This is a genomic window from Thermoactinomyces intermedius (assembly GCF_013912365.1).
Lineage (GTDB): Bacteria > Bacillota > Bacilli > Thermoactinomycetales > Thermoactinomycetaceae > Thermoactinomyces > Thermoactinomyces intermedius.
Window position 1 is genome coordinate 1 of the sequence record NZ_JACETT010000040.1, and the last position, 20887, is coordinate 20887.

Sequence of the window (20887 nt, forward strand, 5' to 3'; positions counted from 1 at the left end):
CTTTCAAAACACCCAGTACCACCGCCATCATCTCTTTGGACGGGAACATCAGGATGCCGACCAATTGCTCACGGCCGATCCCTTTTTTCCTCAACGCATGGGCCAGGCGGTTGGCCTGCCGGTTTAACTCTTCATAGGTCCACTTTTCTTCGCCGCATACCACTGCCACCCGGTCCGGCTGTTTTTCCACCCGTTCTTCAAACCAGGACGGAATCGTTCTTCCCCGTGGATACTCCAGACGATACGCATTGAAATGGTTTAACACCTGATGCTCTTCATCCGGCGTAATTAATTTGATGTCCGACAGGCGAAGGTCCGGATTCTCCGTGATTTGCTTTAAAATATGAAGATAATGGCGAACCATTCTTTTTACCGTTTCCGGCTTGAACAGATGCGTGGCAAATTCCACGATCCCTTTGATTTTCTCATCTTCGATCAGGATCCAGCTCATATCGAACTTGGATTTTTTCCAATCCCATTCAACCAGTTCCAGCGAAAAATCCCGGAATCGCAGGGGCGGCAATTCATTCTTTTGCAATGAAAACATGGTGTCAAAAAGAGGATTCCGGCTTAAATCCCGTTCCGCCCCCAATTTTTCCACCAGTTCTTCAAAGGGATAATCCTGATGCTCTGCCATCTCCAGGATCTGTTCTTTCAATCGCCCGAGGAATCGGGAAAACGAAACATCCGGTGTCGGCCGGGTCCGGACCGCCAGCGTGTTGGCAAACATGCCCACCATCGACTCCAGATCTGCATGCGGCCTTCCGGCGATGGGGGATCCGACAATCAAATCTTCCTGCTCCGTGTACTTGGCGAGCAGGACATGATAAGCGGCAAACAACACCATATACATCGTTGCATTCTGCTCATCAGCCAGCTGCCTTAACCGGTCCGACAATCCCGCATCCATTTCAAAAGAATGCTGATCCCCGTCAAAACGCTGCACTTTCGGGCGCGGAAAGTCGGTCGGCAATTGCAAAACGGGCAACTCGCCGGAAAGTTCATTCAACCAGTACTCCTCATGTTTTTTCCAACGGTCTTTTTGTTTCTCATGTTGTTGCCAATAAGCATAATCCTTGTATTGCAACGGAAGCGACGGCAGCGCTTCCCCCTGCATCCGCCGCGAAAAGTCGGAAAACCATTGCCGGATCGAAACACCGTCGGCCACGATATGATGGAAATCCAACAACAGATACTTTTCCCGGGTGTCCGTACGTTCCAACACCCCGGCACGCATCAACGGCGCCTTTTGCAAATCAAACGGGCGGATAAATTCTTGAATGGCACGTTTTTCTTGCCATTTCCCGCCGGCTTGGTAATGCTCGACGACCAACCGGGCATCGGGATGGATTTTCTGCCTTAATTCCCCGGCGATCATATGGAAAGAAGTTCTCAACGATTCGTGCCGGTCCACCAGAGATTGCAAGACGCTTTCTAAAACCGGAACGGACAAATCACCGTGAATCCGGAACACATAAGGCATATTGTAACTGGTGCCCATTCCTTCCAGTTGGCTGACCATATACAGGCGCTTCTGCGCGGAAGTCACCGGATAATCCTTCATCTCCGGTGCCGGGGCGATCCCGGTGTATTCTTTTTTGCCCGTATCTTGCAAAAAGGCCGCTTGTTGCTGTACCGTCGGCCGGGCAAAAATCTCCCTTAACGGCAAGTCCGCATTCAATTCCTTGCTCACCCGCGAAGAAAGCATCATCGCTTTCAGAGAGTGGCCCCCCAAGTCAAAAAAGTTGTCATGAATTCCAACCCGGTCCGTATCCAAAACTTCCTGCCAGACTTTCACCAACTTTTCTTCCACGGGGTTGGTGGGAGCAACATAATCGCTTTTGCTCTCCAACGCTTCGGCCGGCTTGGGAAGCGCCCGCAAATCCACTTTTCCATTGGGCGTAAAGGGAAGTTGGTCCATTTTCACAAAGTAATCGGGAATCATGTATTCCGGTAACGCTTTGGACATGTGTGCACGCAATGCGGAAGGTGAAACATCCTTTTTCAACACGACATAAGCGCACAGATAGGAGTGCCCGTTCTCATCTTTATCGGCCAAAACCACCGCATTCAGCACATCGGGATGGGCAAACAAACCTTTTTCCACTTCCCCGGTCTCAATGCGGTGTCCCCGGATTTTCACCTGGTTATCCATCCGCTCCAAATATTCCAAATGGCCATCCGGCAACAGGCGGACCAGATCCCCGGTGCGGTACATGCGTCGGCCGGGATGGAACGGATCCGGAACAAAGCGGGTTTCATTTAATTCGGGACGGTTTAAATACGCTTTGGCCACCCCGTCTCCACTGACGCAAAGTTCACCGGGAATGCCGGGCGGTTGAAGATTTCCCCACGGATCCAACACATACAGACTGGTGTTGTTCAGCGGCTTTCCTATCAGGACGCGATGGGTGGCCAACACCGACGAATCAATGGAATAAGTCGCGGCAAAAACCGTGGTTTCCGTCGGTCCGTACCCGTTGATCAGCCGGTTTCCGCCCAATGCTTGCACTGCCTTTTGGACATGTTTGACCGAAGCCTTTTCCCCGCCAAACACAATCTTGCGCAAGTTCTTTAAACAATCAAGATCCAAATCCACAACCGTGTTAAACAGGGAAGTGGTCATAAAGGCGACGGTAATCTCTTCTTCGCGGATCAATTTGGTCAGTGCCGCGAAGTCTTTAGAAGCCTCTTTGGGCACCAAAACCAGCGTCGCTCCGTTTAACAAGGCGTTATAGATATCAAACGTGGATCCGTCAAAACAATAGTTGGACAGCTGCAAAAGCCGGTCTTCGGCATGTACCTTTATGTACCCGTTGTTGATGACCGTCCGCATCACATTGTAATGCATGGTCAAAATGCCTTTGGGCTTTCCGGTCGATCCGGAAGTATACATGACATAAAGAAGATCATCCGGTTGATTGACATTTTCCGGGTTGCTTTTTTCTTCCCCCGCCCACTCACCGGGAGCCAGTTCAATCACCCGTCCTTCATAACCGGCAGGCACTTTCAGTCCCGGCTGCACCAGGAGAACCGGAGCCCCGGCATCTTCCAGCATAAATTCCTTCCGGTCATCCGGATATTCCGGATCAATCGGCATATAAGCCCCGCCGGCTTTGACGGCCGCCAGCATGCCGATCATCATTTCAAAAGAGCGTTCCGTCATCAATCCGACAATGTCCCCGCGCCGGACACCCTGTTTCCTTAACACCCTCGCCAGCTGATTGGCTTGCTCATTCAACTCTTTGTAAGTCATCGTGTTTCCCCGGAATTTCAAGGCGATTTGCTGCGGGGATGTTTCCGCCTGTTCTTCAAAAATCTCCTGAATGGTTTTATCGCGCGGATAATCCGCATCCGTTTGATTCCATTCAAACCACTTCTGCTTTTCCGAAGGCGAAACCAGTTCAATGTCTTTCAAGCGACAATCCGGATTTTCAATGACTTGGCGGACAATCCGTTCAAAGTGGCGGAAACAGGATTCCACGTCTTCTCTTTGATAAACCTGTCCGTTGTATTGAAACAAAATGGTGAATTTCTCACCGGGCACCACAATCACATTGAAGTCATAGTTGGTTTTTTCAAACGTGCTCTTGGCATCCGTCACGACAAACCCCAATTGATGCCGGTATTTATGGAAAATATTCGAATCAAACACATAGTTTTCAAACACAACAATATGGTCAACCAAGGAATCGCCGCATTGCGCCGCTTTTTGAATATCGGTCAAAGAAGCATAATCATACGGCTCCGAGGCCAGCGCCGCTTGTTGAACCTGTCTGGCCAGGTCAATAAAGCGTTCATCGCCACTTGCTTTAACCCGCACCGGAATGGTGTTGATGAACAAACCGACGATTTCCTGGATCCGGGGAATGTCTTTGTTCCTTCCGGAGACCACGGAACCGAACACCACATCGTCCGTGTGATTGTACCGTTGCAACATCAATCCCCAGATCGTCTGGAAAACATTGTTCAGGGTGAGATGATGTTCACGGGCCAATTGATTGAATTGCCTGGTCAACGTTTCATCCAGTGAATAACGGACTTCCTCCAACTTATAATCATCGCCGCGGGCAGTCTTTGCTCCCGGAATTTTGGCATGTCCCTCATACCCGGCCAAATACTGTTTCCAATATTGTTCCGTTTCTTTGGGGTCCTGATTTTCCAGCCAACGGATCAATTCGCGATATTGCGTCACTTTTTTGCGGGGAACGGGCTCGTGATTTTTCAGTTTCCCGTAAATTTCAAACAAATCTTCAAATACGATCCCCATACACCATCCGTCCAACAGGATGTGGTGGCTGCTGAACACAATTTGATACTGTTGGGCGCCGGTTTTCAACACGGAAACACGCAATAACAAATCTTTGGACAAATCAAACGGTTTGGTTTGATCTTTTCGAATCCATGCCTCAATCTTTTGATTCCGCTCATCTTCCGGAAAATGGGAAAAATCCTGATACTGAATTTTTGCTTTGCGCTCCTGCAAAACCACTTGGCGCGGTTTTTTCAGCTTTTTATAGAGAAACACGGTCCGGAAAATGTCATATCGTTCAATCAAAACATTTAAACTCTTTTCAAACAGTCCGGGATCAAAATCCCCCTCCACCTGGATCAGCAATTGTTTGAAATAAGAATTCCCCTGGTCATACAGCGAATGAAACAGCATGGCTTCTTGCATGGGAGACAAAGAATAGATGTCCACCTGTTTTTTCTCCATAACCGATCTCCTCCTATGCTCAGTCAAGGATGTTAAGCCAAGAGCCCTTCGCGAAAGGACTCTTGGCATGAACGTTTACAAATCGGAAAGCAAATCGGAAATATTCTTCAGCTCTTCAAACGTCAAATCTTTGGAACTAAAGTCACTGGGGGTCCACTCTTCTTCTTCTTTGGCTACGCAATGCCCGATGAGCAGGCGCAACTGACGAACAAACTCATCCGCCACGCGGGCCACGGTTTCAAAACGGAAAACATGCTGATGATACTGGAAGTTCATCTCCAATCGTTGATCCGTCACTTTGCCGTAAATATTCAACAAGTAAGGGCTGGTCGACAACGGACTGAACTCATCGCCCGCCGGTATCGGGGACATTTGGAACCCCTGGTCTTCTTTTTGCTGATCAAACTGCCCCAAATAGTTGAAACTGATCTCCGGTTTCAGGTTCCAGGTCATCCATTCTTTTTTCACCGGGGAAGTCAGGTATTTCAAAATCCCGTAACCAATTCCTTTATTGGGAATCTTCCGCAATTGCTCTTTCACCTGCTTGATGGCATCCCCTTCATGGTCTGTATCCAGATCAAAAACAACCGGGAACGCCGTTGTAAACCAACCGACAGTGCGGCTTAAATCCACATCTTGCACAATCTCTTCCCGACCGTGCCCTTCCAGGTTGACGGCCACCCGTTCCTGCCCCGTCCACTTGCGGACAGCCAAAACCAGTGCGGTCAACAACAGGTCGTTGATTTCGGTATGATATGCATGGTGCACTTCGGTAAGCAATTGTTTCGTTTCTTCTTCGCTCAGTTCCACTTTGATGGTGTCGTGATCCATAAGGCGCCGCTCTTTCGGCGGGATGAAATCCCTCGGCAAGGCCGGAACATCTTTATTTTCCACTTCCTTCCAATAATTCAATTCGGACAAGGCTTGGGGTGAATCGGCATAGTCGGTTAACTTTTTGCTCCATTTTTTAAAAGATGTGGTTTTCTTGGGCAAAACAACCTCCTGGTTTGCACAAACCTGTTGATAGGCGGTTGCGAAATCCTCCAACAGAATGCGCCACGACACGCCGTCCACCAGCAAGTGGTGAAGAATGATCAACAAATGATCCCCTTGGCCGGTTCTAAACAATCCCAGTTGGATCAATTTACCCTGTTTGAAATCATGGTTCCGCTGCAATTCATTGGCCATGGATTCGATGTGCGATTCCGGGTCGTTGACATGCCGCAAATCAAATTCATAAAGGGTGAAAAACTCCTCTTCTGCCAAGCCGCGGTTGATCTGCACCCATTTTTCGCCGTCCTGCTCAAAACGCATTCTCAGCGCATCATGATGTTCCACCAGTTTGGAGAAAGCTAGATGCACCCGGTCTTTTTGCCAGCCGTCCGGATGATACAGCATCATCGATTGATTCCAATGATGGGCATTCATAAACTCCTGCTCGAAGAACCAATGCTGAATCGGAGTCAGCGGGACTTCCCCCTCGACGATCCCCTCATCATCCGCTGATTCGACCGTTTGAACATACGGTGCCAGTTCATAAATGGTGGGATGATCGAACAGGTCGTTGATTTTCAGTTTGTAATCCCATTGATGCAACCGGGATACAATCTGAATGGCTTTGATCGAATCCCCGCCCAGTTCAAAGAAGTCATCATGGATCCCGATCCTTTCCAAACCGAGCACTTCTTTCCAGATTTGAACCAGCTTTTTCTCCACCTCATTGGTCGGAGAGGTGTGTTTCGCACCGGTTTGAACCATCCCGTCCGGTTTGGGCAATGCTTTTTTGTCAATTTTTCCGTTTGGGGTCAGCGGGATTTGTTCCAGTTCCACAAAAAATGCGGGAACCATGTACTCAGGCAACTCTTCCATCATGTACCGGCGCAATTCCGGAACTGACCAGGAATCCCTGGCCGTAAAGTAAGCGCACAAATACGAAGGTCCGTTTTCATTGGTTTGCGCCACCACCGCGGCTTTCTCCACACTCGGGTGTTTCAGCAACCGGTCTGTGATTTCGCCCAGTTCCACCCGGTGTCCGCGAATTTTCACCTGTTCGTCAAGCCGGCCCAGATACTCGATGTTTCCATCCGGCAACCATCGCGCCAAGTCCCCCGTCTTATACATTTTCGTCCCGGGGACAAACGGATTTTCCACAAACTTTTCCGCGGTTAATTCCGGACGGTTCCAGTAACCTCTGGCCAGCCCTTCCCCGCTGATGCAAAGCTCGCCGGGAACCCCGACCGGCTGCAGTTGATGGTCTTGGTTGACAATGTACACCTGCTGATTGAAAAACGGCTTTCCAATCGGCGTTTTATCCGAAGAACCGTCAAGCTTGGCGTAAGTCGTGCATACCGTCGCTTCCGTCGGACCGTAAGCATTGATAAACGTGCGGCCGGCTCCCCATTTATCGGCCACCCCCGGGCTGCATGCTTCTCCCGCACTGATGATCGTCTCCAGATCCGGCAATTTTTCATGCGGGATGGATTGCAATACCGACGGCGGCAATGTCACATTGCTGATCCTTTTTTCTTTCAAATATTTCACCAGGTCATTCAAGAGCACCATTTTTTCTTCCAGATACAAGGTCGCCCCGACGGTTAAGGTGGGGAAGATTTCGGCAACCGATGCATCAAAACTGATGGATGCAAACTGTAAAACGCGGCTGTGCTCACGGATCTCGTAAGGCCGGGCAATTTGCACCAAGTTGCAAAGGTTGCGGTGCTCAATCATCACCCCTTTGGGTTTACCCGTCGAGCCGGAGGTATAGATCATGTAAGCCAGGTCGTCCGGCTGGTTGATGACCGGCAAATCGGAGGCGTCTCCCCTCATCAGTGACGGGCTGATCACCAAAACATTTCCCCGGTAACCGGCCGGCACTTGCAATCCCGGCTGCACCAACAACAATTTGGCTTGGCTGTCCTCCAACATATACTGAATCCGCCCGGCCGGATAATCCGGATCCACGGGGAGATACGCGCCCCCGGCTTTTAAGACCGCCAATATGGAAACGATCAACTCCGGCGACCGGTTCATCATGATCCCGACAATCTGTTCGCGGCCGATTCCTTTGTCGCGGAGATTTCTCGCCAGTTGGTTGGCTTGTTCATTCAACTTTTTGTAAGTCCAGACTTCCTCTTTGTAAACCAGCGCCGGATGTCCGGGGGTTTTTTGCACCTGTTGTTCGAACAACTGCTGAATCACGGCTTGATCCGGATAGTCCGTCTTTGTGCGGTTAAAGTCCGCAAGCAATTGTTGTTTCTCTTTTTCCGAGACAATTTCCAACCGGTTCAGGGGCGTTTCCGGATTCTCCATGATTTGTTCCATCAAGGTCTGCAGATGCAAAATCACATGCTGCATGTCGGACTCTGTATACACTTCCGTGTCGTACTTGAGCTTGATCAACCATTCGTCGCCGGGGTAAATGATCAATCCCAACCCGTAGCTGTCCTGTTCAAACGCATCCAAACCGGCGATGGAAAATCCGAGGTCTTTTTCTTTGCTTTTTAACGCCTCCATGTCCAGCGGATAGTTTTCAAAGGCCATAATGTGATCGAACAGCTGATTAAACAACGGGGTGTTGGCCTGAATCTCCGCCAATGACGCATAGTGGACTTTTTCCGCTTCCAGAATTTCGCGCTGGGTCCGCACCAACAATTCGGAAAACGGTTCGTTTTCCTTCCGGCGGATCCGCACCGGAACGGTATTGATAAACAAACCGACCATTTTTTCCACTTGCGGCAGATCCGACGGCCTTCCGGACACCACGGTTCCGAACACGACATCATCCGTATTGTTGTATTTTTGAAGCAACACTCCCCAGATCGCTTGGAAGAACGTACTGGGCGTCACATGATATTTTTGCGCCAACATCGACAACCGGTCACTCAGATGGCGGGGAAGGCGGAAGCTGACCTCTTTCTTTTCCAACTCAAAATCGGTCTTCTTCCCGATGCCTTTACTCAAGACGCTGGCTGTCTGTTCATAACCCTGCAAATAATCCCGCCAGAACGCTTTGGCTTCTTCATGGTCCTGCTCTTCCAGCCACCGGATATAATCCCGGTAAGGAGCCATTTTTTCCGCTTTGAGCGTGGCATGCTTCATCCGCGCCCGGTACATGTCCAGCCAATCTTCCAACAACAGGCCGATGCACCAGCCGTCAAACAGGATGTGATGAAAACTCCACACAAAGTGATAACGCCGGTCGCCCAATTTGAACAACGCAAAGCGGATCAACGGCTCATGCAAAGTGGCAAACCCTTTTTTCCGGTCTTCCCGTTTAAACCGGGTTAAGAAAGCCTCTTGTTCGGCTTTGGATTGATGGCTTAAATCCTCAAACCGGAACGGAACCCCGACCTCTTTCAACACGGCTTGGAACGGTTGATTCAATTTTTGGTACAAAAAGACCGTTCGCAACACATCATGTTTTTTGACCAAATCATTCAAGCTCTCTTCAAAAGCGGCAAAGTCCACTTCCCCGTCCAAATCGATGTAAAACTGCTCAAAATATTGGATCCGTGTTTGGATCGCATGAAACAAAATTCCTTTTTGCAGAGAAGAGAGCGGATAAATGTCATGAATGTTCTTCGGATCCAACACCGAATAAATCTGTTCCAGTTCACGGATCGACAGGTCCCTGGCGCTGAAATCACTGGGGGTGCGAACCGGTTCGGCTTGATTTAAACAGTGACGGACACACCGGGCCAAATGGTCCAAAAAGCGTCGTCCCACCGTTTCAATGGTTTCCCTGCGGAAGAAACGGGCATTGTATCCCACCCGGACTTTGAATTTGCCGTCTGCCACCATGCTGTTAAACGTAAGCACATGTGGTTCCGGCGTCATCGGGCTGAACCAGTCCCCGGTGGACACGGAGCCAAATCCCAACCCTTCGTTTTCAAACTGTCCGAGGTAGTTAAAGCTGATTTCCGGTTCGAGCGCAAAGGACAAGTCCCGTTTCTGGTCCGAAGCGGTCAGATAACGCAGGATTCCGTAACCGATTCCTTTTTCCGGGACATGGCGCAACGTTTCCTTGACGGTTGGAATCACACGGGACAATTTCGTTTCATTCAGCTCGAAAACCACGGGATACATGGTGGTAAACCAACCCACCGTCCGGTTTAAATCAACTCTGTCAAACAATTCTTCCCGGCCATGCCCTTCCAGATGAAGCGCCACTTTCGATTGGCCCGTCCATTCATGAACAGCCAACGCCAGTCCGGTCAACAACAGGTCATTCACTTCCGTGTGATAAGCCTGATGGGCTTGGGTCAGCAGTTTCCGGGTGAGCTCTTCATCCAGCTCCAATTCGATCTCCCGCATGTCCCGGTGGAGTTTTTCCCCGGTCCATTCCTCATCTTTGGGCAAAGCAGGCACAGTTTGGGAACAAACCCGCTTCCAATAGCTTTTCTCTTTCAACATCTTCTTGCTGTTTGCATACCGGGAGAGTTGTTTTGCCCATGTTTTAAAGGAACTGGTTTTTTGGGGCAACCGGATCTCCTCTTGTTTGGACGCCAAATCATAAGCCGTTTGGAAATCTTCCAGCAGAATGCGCCAGGAGACGCCGTCCACCACCAAATGGTGGATCACCATCAACAAGTAATCCCCTTCACGGGTGTGGAAAACCCCCAACCGGACCAGCGGGCCGTTTGCAAGATCGATTCCTTTTTGCAATTGGTTCGCATAAGCTTCGATGTCGGCCGGCTCCGATCCGGTCAAATCGAATACATCCAAGGTAAACGCATGATGTCCCAAAGGTCGGTTCGTCTGTTTGACTTCACCGTTTGTGAAATCATACGTCATACGGAGCGCATCATGATGCCGGACCAATGCCCGGAATGCCTCGCCGACCCATGCCGGGTTCCATCCTTCACCGGAGAAAAGCATCATGGCTTGGTTAAAGTGATGCGGCTCCCCGGATTGTAGGGAGAAGAACCATTTTTGAATCGGGGTCAACCGGACGTCGCCGGAAACCATTTCCTCTTCCTCTTCCATCCGGGAGACCCCTTGCCGGATATACGGAGCGAGTTCCGCGATCGTGGGATGCCGGAATAACTGCTTGGTTTCCAGTTTCATTTGCTGCTGGTTCAGCCGGGCCGCAATCCGGATCGCTTTGATCGAATCGCCGCCCAGTTCAAAGAAGTTGTCATGAATTCCGACCCGTTCAGCCCCCAAAACTTCCTTCCAGACTTCCGCGAGCAAAGCTTCGGTTTCCGTCGTGGGCTCCACATATCCGGACGAAACCGCTTTGCGCAAATCCGGTTTTGGCAAAGCGCGTTTGTCAACTTTCCCATTGGCGTTTAACGGCAGCGAATCCATCGGGACAAAATATCCGGGCACCATGTAATCCGGCAGTTTTTTCAGCAAGTTTTGCCGCAATTGAGCAACATCGATTTCCCCTTCGGCCACGCAATAAGCGCATAAGTAAGACTGTCCTTTTTCATCCCGGTCCATCATCACAAAGGCTTCCCGGACCGTTTCTTCCTCCAGCAGCTTCCGTTGGATCTCGCCCAATTCAATGCGATGTCCCCGGATTTTGACCTGATCATCCATCCGGTCCAAATACTCAATCGTGCCGTCAGGCAACCAACGCACCAAATCGCCGGTTTTGTACATGCGCCCGTGCGGGGCGAAAGGCTCCCGTACAAACCGCTCTTCCATCAATTCCGGACGGTTCAGATATCCTTTGGCCACCCCGTCTCCGCTGATGCACAGTTCGCCGGGCACCCCGACCGGCTGCAATTGGTTTTCGGAATTCAACACATAAAGCCGGGTGTTATGGAGAGGTTTCCCGATCGGAATGATTCCGCGCCCGATATGCTTGAAGCCAACCGGGCAATAAGTGGCGAACACGGTGGTTTCCGTCGGTCCGTACACATGAACGATCCGATCCTCGCCCAAAAACTCCACCGCTCTTTTCACATGGGAAAAGGAGACTTTTTCCCCGCCAAACAAAATTTTCCGGACGTTTTGCAAACATTCCAAATCCAAGTCGACCAGGGTGTTAAACAACGCCGTCGTGATAAAGGTGACCGTGATTTGTTCTTCCCGGATCAGCCTGGATAATTGGTTCAAATCCAATAATGCCTCTTTGGAGACCAAGGTGAGTTGCGCTCCGTGCAATAACGAAATGTAAATGTCAAAGGTCGATCCGTCAAAAGCATAATTGGACAGTTGCAACACGCGATCCGAAGGATCCATTTCGATATATCCGTTATTAAACATGGTCCGGATCACATTATAGTGCATGGTTTCGATGCCTTTGGGCGTACCCGTGGAACCGGAAGTGTAGATGATGTACAAGACGTCTTCCGGGGCATTGATATTCGGCAAATTTCCGGGTTCCTCATCTTCCCAAACTTCCGGAGACAATCCGGCCACCAGCCCTTGATAAGAAACCGGCGCGGAAATCCCGGGTTCCACCAACAACATGGATGCCTGACTGTCTTCCAGCATAAACCGGATCCGCTCATCCGGATATTCGGGATCAATCGGCAAGTAAGTTCCTCCCGCCTTTACAATTGCCAACAGACTGACAATCATCAAGGGGGAACGGTTTACCATCAAACCGACGACACTTCCCCTGGTGACCCCTTGTTTCCGCAACCAACGGGCCATCCGGTTGGCTTGGGCATTCAACTCTTGATAAGTCAGCACTTGATCGCCCATTTTGACCGCCGTCCGATCCGGCGTTTTCAACACTTGCTCCTCGAACAGCTGTTGAATGGTCTTCGTTTTCGGATAAGGCGCATCCGTCTGATTGAATCCGACGACAAGCTGACGGCGGTCTTCCGGCGGGAGCAATTCCACGTCAGCCAGGCGCTGGCCCGGATCCATGGCGATTTGTTCCAAAATGTATAAAAAGGACCGGATATATCGTTGAATCGTTTCCGGTTCAAAAAGACGCGTGCAATACTCCACATGAAAGCGGACGGTGTCAGCTTCTTCCTTCGCTTCCCAAGTCATGTCAAACATCGATTGTTTCCAGGTTAACGGCACACTTTTCACGTCCACCCCGGGAATCCGGATGGCGACTTCCTCCATGTTTTGCAAAACAAACGCGGTGTCAAAGAGCGGATTGCGGCTCCGGTCCCGCTCCAATTGCAATGACCCGACGATTTCTTCCAACGGATAATCGCCGTTTTCATAAGCTCCCAGCACCCGGGTTCTGACTTGTTGCAGGTAACCGACAAAAGAAAGTTCCTTTTTGGGCTGTGAACGAAGCGGCAAGGTATTGACAAACATTCCGAAAACCGGTTCCATCCAGGATTTGGCCCGTCCCGCCACCGGGATTCCGACAATGATATCATCTTGTCCCGACAGTTTGGAAATGAGCACCTTGTATGCCGAAAACAGCATCATGAACAAGGTGGCATTTTCTCTTTGCCCGATTTGCTTCAGGCGTTCCACCAATTCCGGTTTCACTTCAAAAGAAACTTTATCTCCGGCAAACTCCTGAACCGGGGGCCTCGGATAATCGGCCGGCAACTCAAGAACCGGAATCTCTCCTTCCAGTTGCTTGAGCCAATACTCTTTGCGGCGAAGGCACTCTTCCGAACGGAGCCATTGTTGTTGCCACAGGGCATAATCCTTGTATTGTTTGGAAAGCGGCGGAAGCTCCTGTCCTTGATACAGCGCTCCCAGTTCACGGTACAAGATTTCTTCCACAGAAATTCCGTCCGAAACGATGTGGTGCATATCCAACAACAGGTAACAGCTCTCTTTGGCATGAATCAGGGCAGCACGAAGCAAAGGAGCTTGTTCCAAATCGAACGGCCTGATAAAATCTGCGGCAATCCGTTTGGCTTCTTCCTCCGAATCCGCATGGAACATCTCCCACGCAATCTCTGCTTCGGCATGTACTTTCTGCACCAGTTCTTCATCAACCCAGTGAAAAGAAGTCCGCAATGCCTCATGCCGCTGAACCAATTGTTCCACCGCCGATTTTAACCGCTTTGTGTCAACCTCTCCCTTCCATTCCAACAGCACCGGCGTATGGTAAGTGGTGCCGATGTTTTCCATCTGCTCCACTGCATACAAGCGTTTTTGGACGGAAGACACCGGATAATACTCTTTTTCCTCTGCCCCCTCCCATTCATCCGGGATTCTCCCTTCCGCTTTCCGGATTTGAACGGCCATATCTTGTAAAACCGGATTTTCAAACAAAGCCTGAATCGAAAGCTGAATCTGAAACGCTTCCCGGATCCTTGACACCAGCCGCATTAACTTGAGGGAATCCCCTCCCAAACGGAAGAAATGGTCCCCGGTTCCGGGCTCCACATGCAAAATTTCTCTCCAAAGCCGGATCAGCGTTTGTTCGGTCTCATCGGTGGTTTTCACCGTTTCCCGGGTGGCGGCGGCCTCCGTTTCCGGCACCGGCAAGGCTGTTTTATCCACTTTTCCGTTGGGGGTCAGCGGAAAAGCTTCCAAATGAATCAGATGGGATGGAATCATGAAGTCGGGCAATTCCTGCGCCAAGTGTTTGCGGATGTCTTCTTCCTCCCATCCTTCCCAGGCCGTGAAATAGCCGATCAGCCGGTTTTCGCCGTATTCATCCTTTTGCACCAGAACCAATGCATCTTGAATCAATGGATATTCCATGAGGCGTTGTGCGATTTCCCCCAGCTCAATCCTGAATCCACGGATCTTCACCTGGTCATCCAACCGCCCCAAAAACTCAAGCCTTCCGTCCGGAAGCCAACGGACCAAATCACCGGTTTTGTACATGATTTCACCGGGTTCATGGGGATTGGGGACAAACTTTTCCCGTGTCAGGTCGTCCCGGTTCAAATAACCGCGTGCCAAACCGGCCCCGCTGATGCACAACTCCCCGGGAACGCCAACCGGTTGCAACTCGTGGTTTTGATCCAAGACATAAACACGGTGGTTGGCAATGGGTTTTCCGATCATGACCGGCTCACCGGGACGGACGGTCCCGCTGGTGGTGACGACGGTGTTTTCCGTCGGCCCGTAGTTATTCACGATTTGATACGTTTGCGGAACCACTTTTTGCAGCCGGTCTCCACCGACCAGCAGGGTTTTTAAGCAATGGTTATCAAGCTCCATAAACTGTTCCGCCACCTGCGTCGGCAGAAAACTTACCGTCACGCCTTTTTCCTGCATAAAATCATTGAGCTGCCGGATGTCGTAACGCAATTCCTCCTCAATGACATACAGCGTCGCCCCGGCCACCAACGGCGGGAAAATTTCCCACACGGAAGCATCAAAGCCAAAACCGGCATATTTGGTGCACCGGTCTTTTTCGGTGATGTGAAATTGTTGATTATGCCAATAAACCAGGTTGACCAAAGAAGAATGTTCGATCATCACGCCTTTGGGTTTTCCCGTGGAACCCGATGTATAAATCACATAAGCCAGATCATCGGGCCGGACCGTCGACGGCAAGGGGCGCACTTCCCTGGTTACACTCCAATCCATTCCCGACAAATCAAACACCGGGATATCCGCCGCCCAATCGCGGGACGCCGTTTTCAAAGACAGCAACATTTTGGCATGGCTGTCGCTCAACATAAACGAAACCCGCTCCGGGGGATAATTGGGATCCACCGGCAAATAAGCGGCTCCGGTTTTCAAAATTCCCAAAACTCCCACGATCATTTCCAAAGAAGGCGGGACCATGATGGCCACAATATCCCCTTTTTCAATCCCGTGATCCCTTAATGCCATCGCCAGCAGATCCGCACGCCGGTTCAACTCCTGATAAGTCAGGCTGACCCCTTTGAATTCAACGGCGGTCCGGTCCGGCGACTTCACAGCCCTTTGCTCAATCAACCGGTGCACCGTTTGCCCGTCCGGATAAGCCCGGGTCGTTTCGTTAAACTTTTTCAACAATTTCTTTTCTTGTGCCGTCACGATTTGCAGCTTGGAAATTTCCAAACGGGGCTGGCTGATGACACTTTCAATGATTTGTTTCAGGTGATGACCGGTCGCTTGAACCAACCCGCCGTCATACCGGATCGGATCATATGAAATCCGGATGGTCAGATATTTGGCGGGAATAAAGGTGACAATCAATCCGAGCCGGGGCGAATGCTTTTTGATTTCATGAACGTGGCTTTTATATTTCTGGATCCATTTTTGGTATTCAAAATCGTGCTTGGAATAAGAACGTTCAGCGACCATCACCAGATGGTCCAAGGCTTTTTCTTCCATCCCCGTCGCTTCCTGAAACTTGGAAAGCGGAAATAAATACAAATCAGAATGGACATTCGTTTCAGACAAATGTTGAAAGAGCTGGTGAAAGGTTTGAAAATCGTCTTTGACACGGAGCAATCGAATTTCCGGATCGCAAGCGGAAACCTTCTCCCCGGAATGGTCGGCAAATGCAAACAAAACTTCTTTCTCTCCGCTGTATCTCAACAACAAACTGCCCCATACCCCTTGAATCAACGAAGACAAAGCCCCTTGATACCTTCTGGATAACGCATAGAAGCTTTCCGTGACGGACCGGCTCAGTCTGATTTCATAATGCTCCGTTGTTTCCACCGTGTCCTTCGTGTTTTCTTTGCCGGCCCATGTTTTCCTGGCGGGAATGAACACGCCCCCGTCATAGCTGCTTAACCATTCATCATAATACTTCCTGTGCTCACTCCATCGTTCCTTAACATTTGCCTTTGTCATGATTAACCTCCAATTTATATAAAACTTATAATCTATTTCAATTATTTTAAAAAGGCAAAACTCATTTTATCCGAAAATCCACCTCTTGTCAATGAGACAATCATGAAATTACAAAATAAAATATAAAAATTATATTATCAAAAAATGATTTTCGGAATAAGATGCAGGTATTTTGGATATCATCCCGGGGTATGTATTCTTTAAAAAAATGATATGCTTTTGTTTTTGGAATATACAGCATTTGGGAATTATGAAATATCATACTAATTCTTTTCCATCGTTTTGAATTCTCCTTCCTGATTCATACAAATTTCTCATTGGACTCCGGATATCGAAAGAGATTGCTTTTGATTTGAAAATTGTTATACTAAATGAGTATGAATCCAGCCATTCCGTTTTAACGGGAGGAGGAGATTCCATGGCATGGGCTTATTTGATCATTGCCGGAATCTTTGAAGTGGTATGGGCAATCGGACTCAAATACGCTCAAGGATTCACCCGGTGGTTTCCATCCCTTGTCACCATCGCGGGAATGATCTTCAGTTTTTATTTTTTGTCCCTGGCCCTCAAAGCACTGCCCATTGGCACCGCCTATGCGGTCTGGACAGGGATCGGCGCTTTGGGCACGGCGGTGATGGGGATCTTTTTGTTTGATGAACCTCATGACTGGATCCGTTTATTTTTTTTGTTCTTGATTCTGACCGGAATCGTCGGCTTGAAAGTGACATCCGCCGGTTCATAACCAAAAAGCCGTTTTCTTATCCGCGCAAAATAAAAAAACCGTTATCCTTGAACAGGATACGGTTTTTTATTCACTCTGTGGATCAGTTTTCTTTTTTGTCCTTCGTTTCTTCTTCACTAATTTCCTTGTTTTCACCGGCCGGAACACGCGGCTCAGCCGTTTTCTGATCCTTTTTTACCAATGGTGCCAGGTATCGTTTTACAAAGAAACCGGCAAACAGTGTCACCACCAATGCCTTGATAATGAATACCAACAATTCAACAGCCACTGGTATGACGAGTGAGTTCATCAAATCTGGTTCTTGCAGCAATTTTTACCCTCCCAATCGAACATCAATCACAAGAATTGATGGATATTATATCAAATCTCACCCCTTTTACATAACCCGTTTGAATAAATTCACCAATTTTTAATGAATGCTTACAAAAATCCCCGTCCCCCGGCGTCAAATGAACACAAAAATAGATAGAATTTTCTTTATTTTTGGTATAATTAAATGTGGAATAAGAAAAAGGGGGAGGGAGGTTCCACCACCTGGATCATCCAAAACCGCTTTTCAACCGGAAACCGAGGGATTTTGATTATCATCTTTAAGGGGTGAATGGCATGTCTGATCGATTTGGCAGTGTCACCGGGATTGATGTTTCCCATCATCAATCGGTCATTGATTGACAGAAGGTCAAAGAAGATCCCCAAAACATTCAATTCGCTTTTATCAAAGCCTCCGAAGGAGAAACATTCACCGACCCGCAATTCTCCAACAACGTAAAAGGGGCACAGGCCGCAGGAATCCAAGCGGGTGCTTATCATTACGCCAAGTTGTTAAGAGGGAAAGCAGAGAAAGAAGCGCAGAACTTTGTTGAAAAACTGAAACAACACCAACTGGATCTCATGCCTGTTCTCGACCTGGAAGAAAAAAATACCGATATGACAGCGGACGAAATCGCCGATTGGGTGCTTGCCTTCGCCGAGCATGTCAAAAAAGAAACGGGCGAACAAGTTCTGTTATATACTTTCCCCGCTTATATCAACCGGTTTAACGGCTTTAACAACCGTTTGAAGGACATGCCCTTATGGTTGGCGCATTGGGAAGTGGACGAGCCACGGTTGCCCGCAACAGGCGGCTGGGAAGAAATTACCTACTGGCAGTATACGGACAAAGGGAGTGTTTCGGGAATCATGGGGAACGTGGATATGGATAAAGCAAAATCGCTCGAAGCACTGAAAAGCAAAAAAGGATCGGACAACCCCCCGCCGGAAGAACCGCCCAACCCGCCGCAATCCCCGGAAGACGACAAATATTGGCATGTTGAACTGATCGCCTCCGGTTCAGGATCTGTCAATATCAGTTTTCAATTCAAAAAAGGAAATTCAGACAAAGAACCCGCCCCTTCCCCGGAGCCGGAACCCGATCCCGATCCGGAACCGGAACCCAAGCATGAAATGATCGATGATTACCCTTTTAAAAACAACAATCCCGGCGATGTGGACCCATGGGTTTTTTATTACAGGGAATGCGTCTCTTTTGTCGCTTGGCGCATCAATAACAATCTGGGCATTCCGTTCACCAATGACATGACCGGCCCCAACGGGAAAAAAGGACATTGGGGAGACGGCAGACATTGGGATGAAACCGCAAGACAGATCGGTTACAAAGTAACCCGCACCCCGAAAGTCGGAACCATTGCCCAATGGAACAAAGGAAACCTCAACCACGTGGCTTTCGTCGCCGAAGTGAGCAGCGACCAGAAAACGGTGACGGTCGAAGAATATAACTGGGACGTCCGTCACGGCTACGGAACACGCCAAGTTCCGGTCGACCGGATTGACAATTTTATCCATTTCAAAGAATAAACGGTTTCAGCATCCCGGTTTTCTTTTGCGGAAAACCGGGATATAAAAAAACCGCAGCCTTGAAAATTCAAAAGCTGCGGTTTTCTGTGCGGTTTAGCTCCGGTTACACTTCCATGATAATTGGCAAAATCATCGGACGACGACGGGTCCGCTCAAACAAGAATTTGCTTAATGCATCCCGGATGCTCGTTTTGAGCGAAGCCCATTCGCTGACATGTTCTCTCATGCATTTTTCCATGGTCAATGCCACAATCCGGTTTGCTTCATCCAATAACTGTTCGGATTCCCGAACATAAACAAAGCCTCGCGAAATGATATCCGGTCCTGATACGATGGTGCCGTTTTCTTTGCTTAAGGTCAGCACCACGACCAAAATTCCGTCCTGAGATAGTAATTTGCGGTCTCTTAATACAATATTGCCAACATCACCAACACCCAAACCGTCAACCAGTACTTTTCCGGTTTGAACCTTGGGCCCGTATCGGGCACGACCACCTGAAATTTCGACCATATCTCCGTTGTCACAGATAAAAATGTTTTCCGGGCTTACTCCTACAGATTCGGCAAGTTGGGCGTGAGCACGCAACATACGATACTCACCATGAATCGGAATAAAGTATTTGGGTTTCATCAAATTCAGCATGAGCTTCAGGTCTTCCTGAGACCCATGCCCCGAGACGTGTACATGCGAAGTCGTGCTATACACCACATCCGCCCCAATCCGGAATAATTGATCGACGGTGCGGCCGATCAATTTTTCGTTGCCCGGAATGGGCGTGGCGGCAATGATCACGGTATCACCGGGTAAAATTTCCACTTTGCGATGAGATGCGTTCGCCATGCGTGTCAGCGCTGACATCGATTCCCCCTGGCTTCCTGTGGAAATCACCGCCACCCGATTGGCAGGCAAACGATTGATCTCATCCGGGTCAATGATCAAATCAGAGGGCACATGCAAATACCCCAGCTCCGATGCAATATTGACCACGTTGACCATGCTCCGTCCCACCACAGCCAGCTTTCGACCGTACATATGGCATGCGTTCACCACTTGCTGGATGCGGTGAATATTGGACGCAAAAGTAGCCACAATCACCCGTTGCTTTGCTTTACGGAAAACTTCGTTAATCCCTTCACCGACCGAACTTTCCGATCCGGTAAATCCTCTCCGCTCCGCATTGGTGCTGTCGGATAATAAACACAATACCCCTTTTCTTCCAATCTCAGCCATTTTATGGATGTCCGCAGCGTGTCCATTCACCGGAGTCATGTCAAATTTAAAATCTCCCGTGTGAACAACGGCTCCTTCCGGTGTATGAATACAAATGCCGACGGAATCAGGAATACTGTGATTTGTATAAAAAAAGGTCGCTTTCAGTGTAGAACCCAGTTTGATTTCCGATTTACCGTTGATGATGTACCGTCTCGTGTCATTTAACAGATGAGCCTCACGCAATTTATGCTCCACCAGTCCCATCGTCAATTTCGTGGCGTAGATGGGAACATTGAGCTGACGCAAAATATACGGCAACCCGCCGATATGGTCCTCGTGACCATGCGTCAAAAGAATCCCGCGTACTTTATCCTTATTCTCAACCAAGTATGTGATGTCAGGTATCACGATATCGATTCCCAGCATTTCCTCTTCCGGGAACATCAAGCCCGCATCAATCACAACAATGTCGTTCTCATACTGCACCACATACATGTTTTTTCCGATTTCATCCAACCCACCGAGTGCAAAAATGGATAATTTGCCTCGCTGGTTTTTTGTCAAACTGTTTACCTCCTATATTCTGTTGTCTTTCACTGAAACCGCACAATTACCACTTGTCCCTTATTATATACGATGGAAAAATGGATATGCAACCGGATCTTTTGTTGAAAAAAGTCAATGACAAACAAAAAACCTGCCTGTTTTTTTCACAGGCAGGTCCGTTCCC

General features: G+C 49.1%; 6 protein-coding genes. 2 read left to right on the plus strand and 4 right to left on the minus strand.

Annotation, left to right across the window (positions count from 1 at the left end; translation table 11 throughout):
* Together H1R82_RS10030 and H1R82_RS10035 are read right to left on the minus strand one after the other, a co-directional pair.
* Positions 1 to 4717 (minus strand): non-ribosomal peptide synthetase (locus tag H1R82_RS10030; RefSeq protein ID WP_181821650.1); only part of this gene is annotated, 4717 nt, incomplete at its 3' end.
* A gap of 75 nt (positions 4718 to 4792) precedes the next feature.
* On the minus strand, positions 4793 to 16393 hold the full coding sequence (locus H1R82_RS10035; RefSeq protein ID WP_342354904.1) for a non-ribosomal peptide synthetase: 11601 nt from the start codon (positions 16391 to 16393) through the stop codon (positions 4793 to 4795).
* A gap of 373 nt (positions 16394 to 16766) precedes the next feature.
* Between H1R82_RS10035 and sugE the strand changes: the two genes are divergently transcribed.
* Positions 16767 to 17090 carry a quaternary ammonium compound efflux SMR transporter SugE gene (gene sugE, locus H1R82_RS10040; protein WP_181733011.1) on the plus strand — a complete coding sequence of 108 codons (324 nt, stop codon included), beginning with the start codon at positions 16767 to 16769 and terminating at the stop codon, positions 17088 to 17090.
* A gap of 82 nt (positions 17091 to 17172) precedes the next feature.
* On the opposite strand, the gene H1R82_RS10045 is transcribed toward sugE, so the two are convergent.
* A complete protein-coding gene (locus H1R82_RS10045) occupies positions 17173 to 17400 on the minus strand; it encodes a hypothetical protein (RefSeq protein WP_181733012.1) in 228 nt (75 codons plus the stop codon).
* 389 nt (positions 17401 to 17789) lie between these two features.
* Here H1R82_RS10045 and H1R82_RS14855 point away from each other — a divergent pair, with 389 nt between their 5' ends.
* Positions 17790 to 18944, plus strand: a complete 1155-nt coding sequence (locus H1R82_RS14855; RefSeq protein WP_309544817.1) for a GH25 family lysozyme — start codon at positions 17790 to 17792, stop codon at positions 18942 to 18944.
* A gap of 103 nt (positions 18945 to 19047) precedes the next feature.
* Here the strand turns inward: H1R82_RS14855 and H1R82_RS10055 are convergent, their stop codons facing one another.
* Complete coding sequence (locus H1R82_RS10055; RefSeq protein ID WP_181733014.1) at positions 19048 to 20721, minus strand: ribonuclease J; 1674 nt, start codon at positions 20719 to 20721, stop codon at positions 19048 to 19050.
* Between the last annotated feature and the right edge of the window lie 166 nt (positions 20722 to 20887).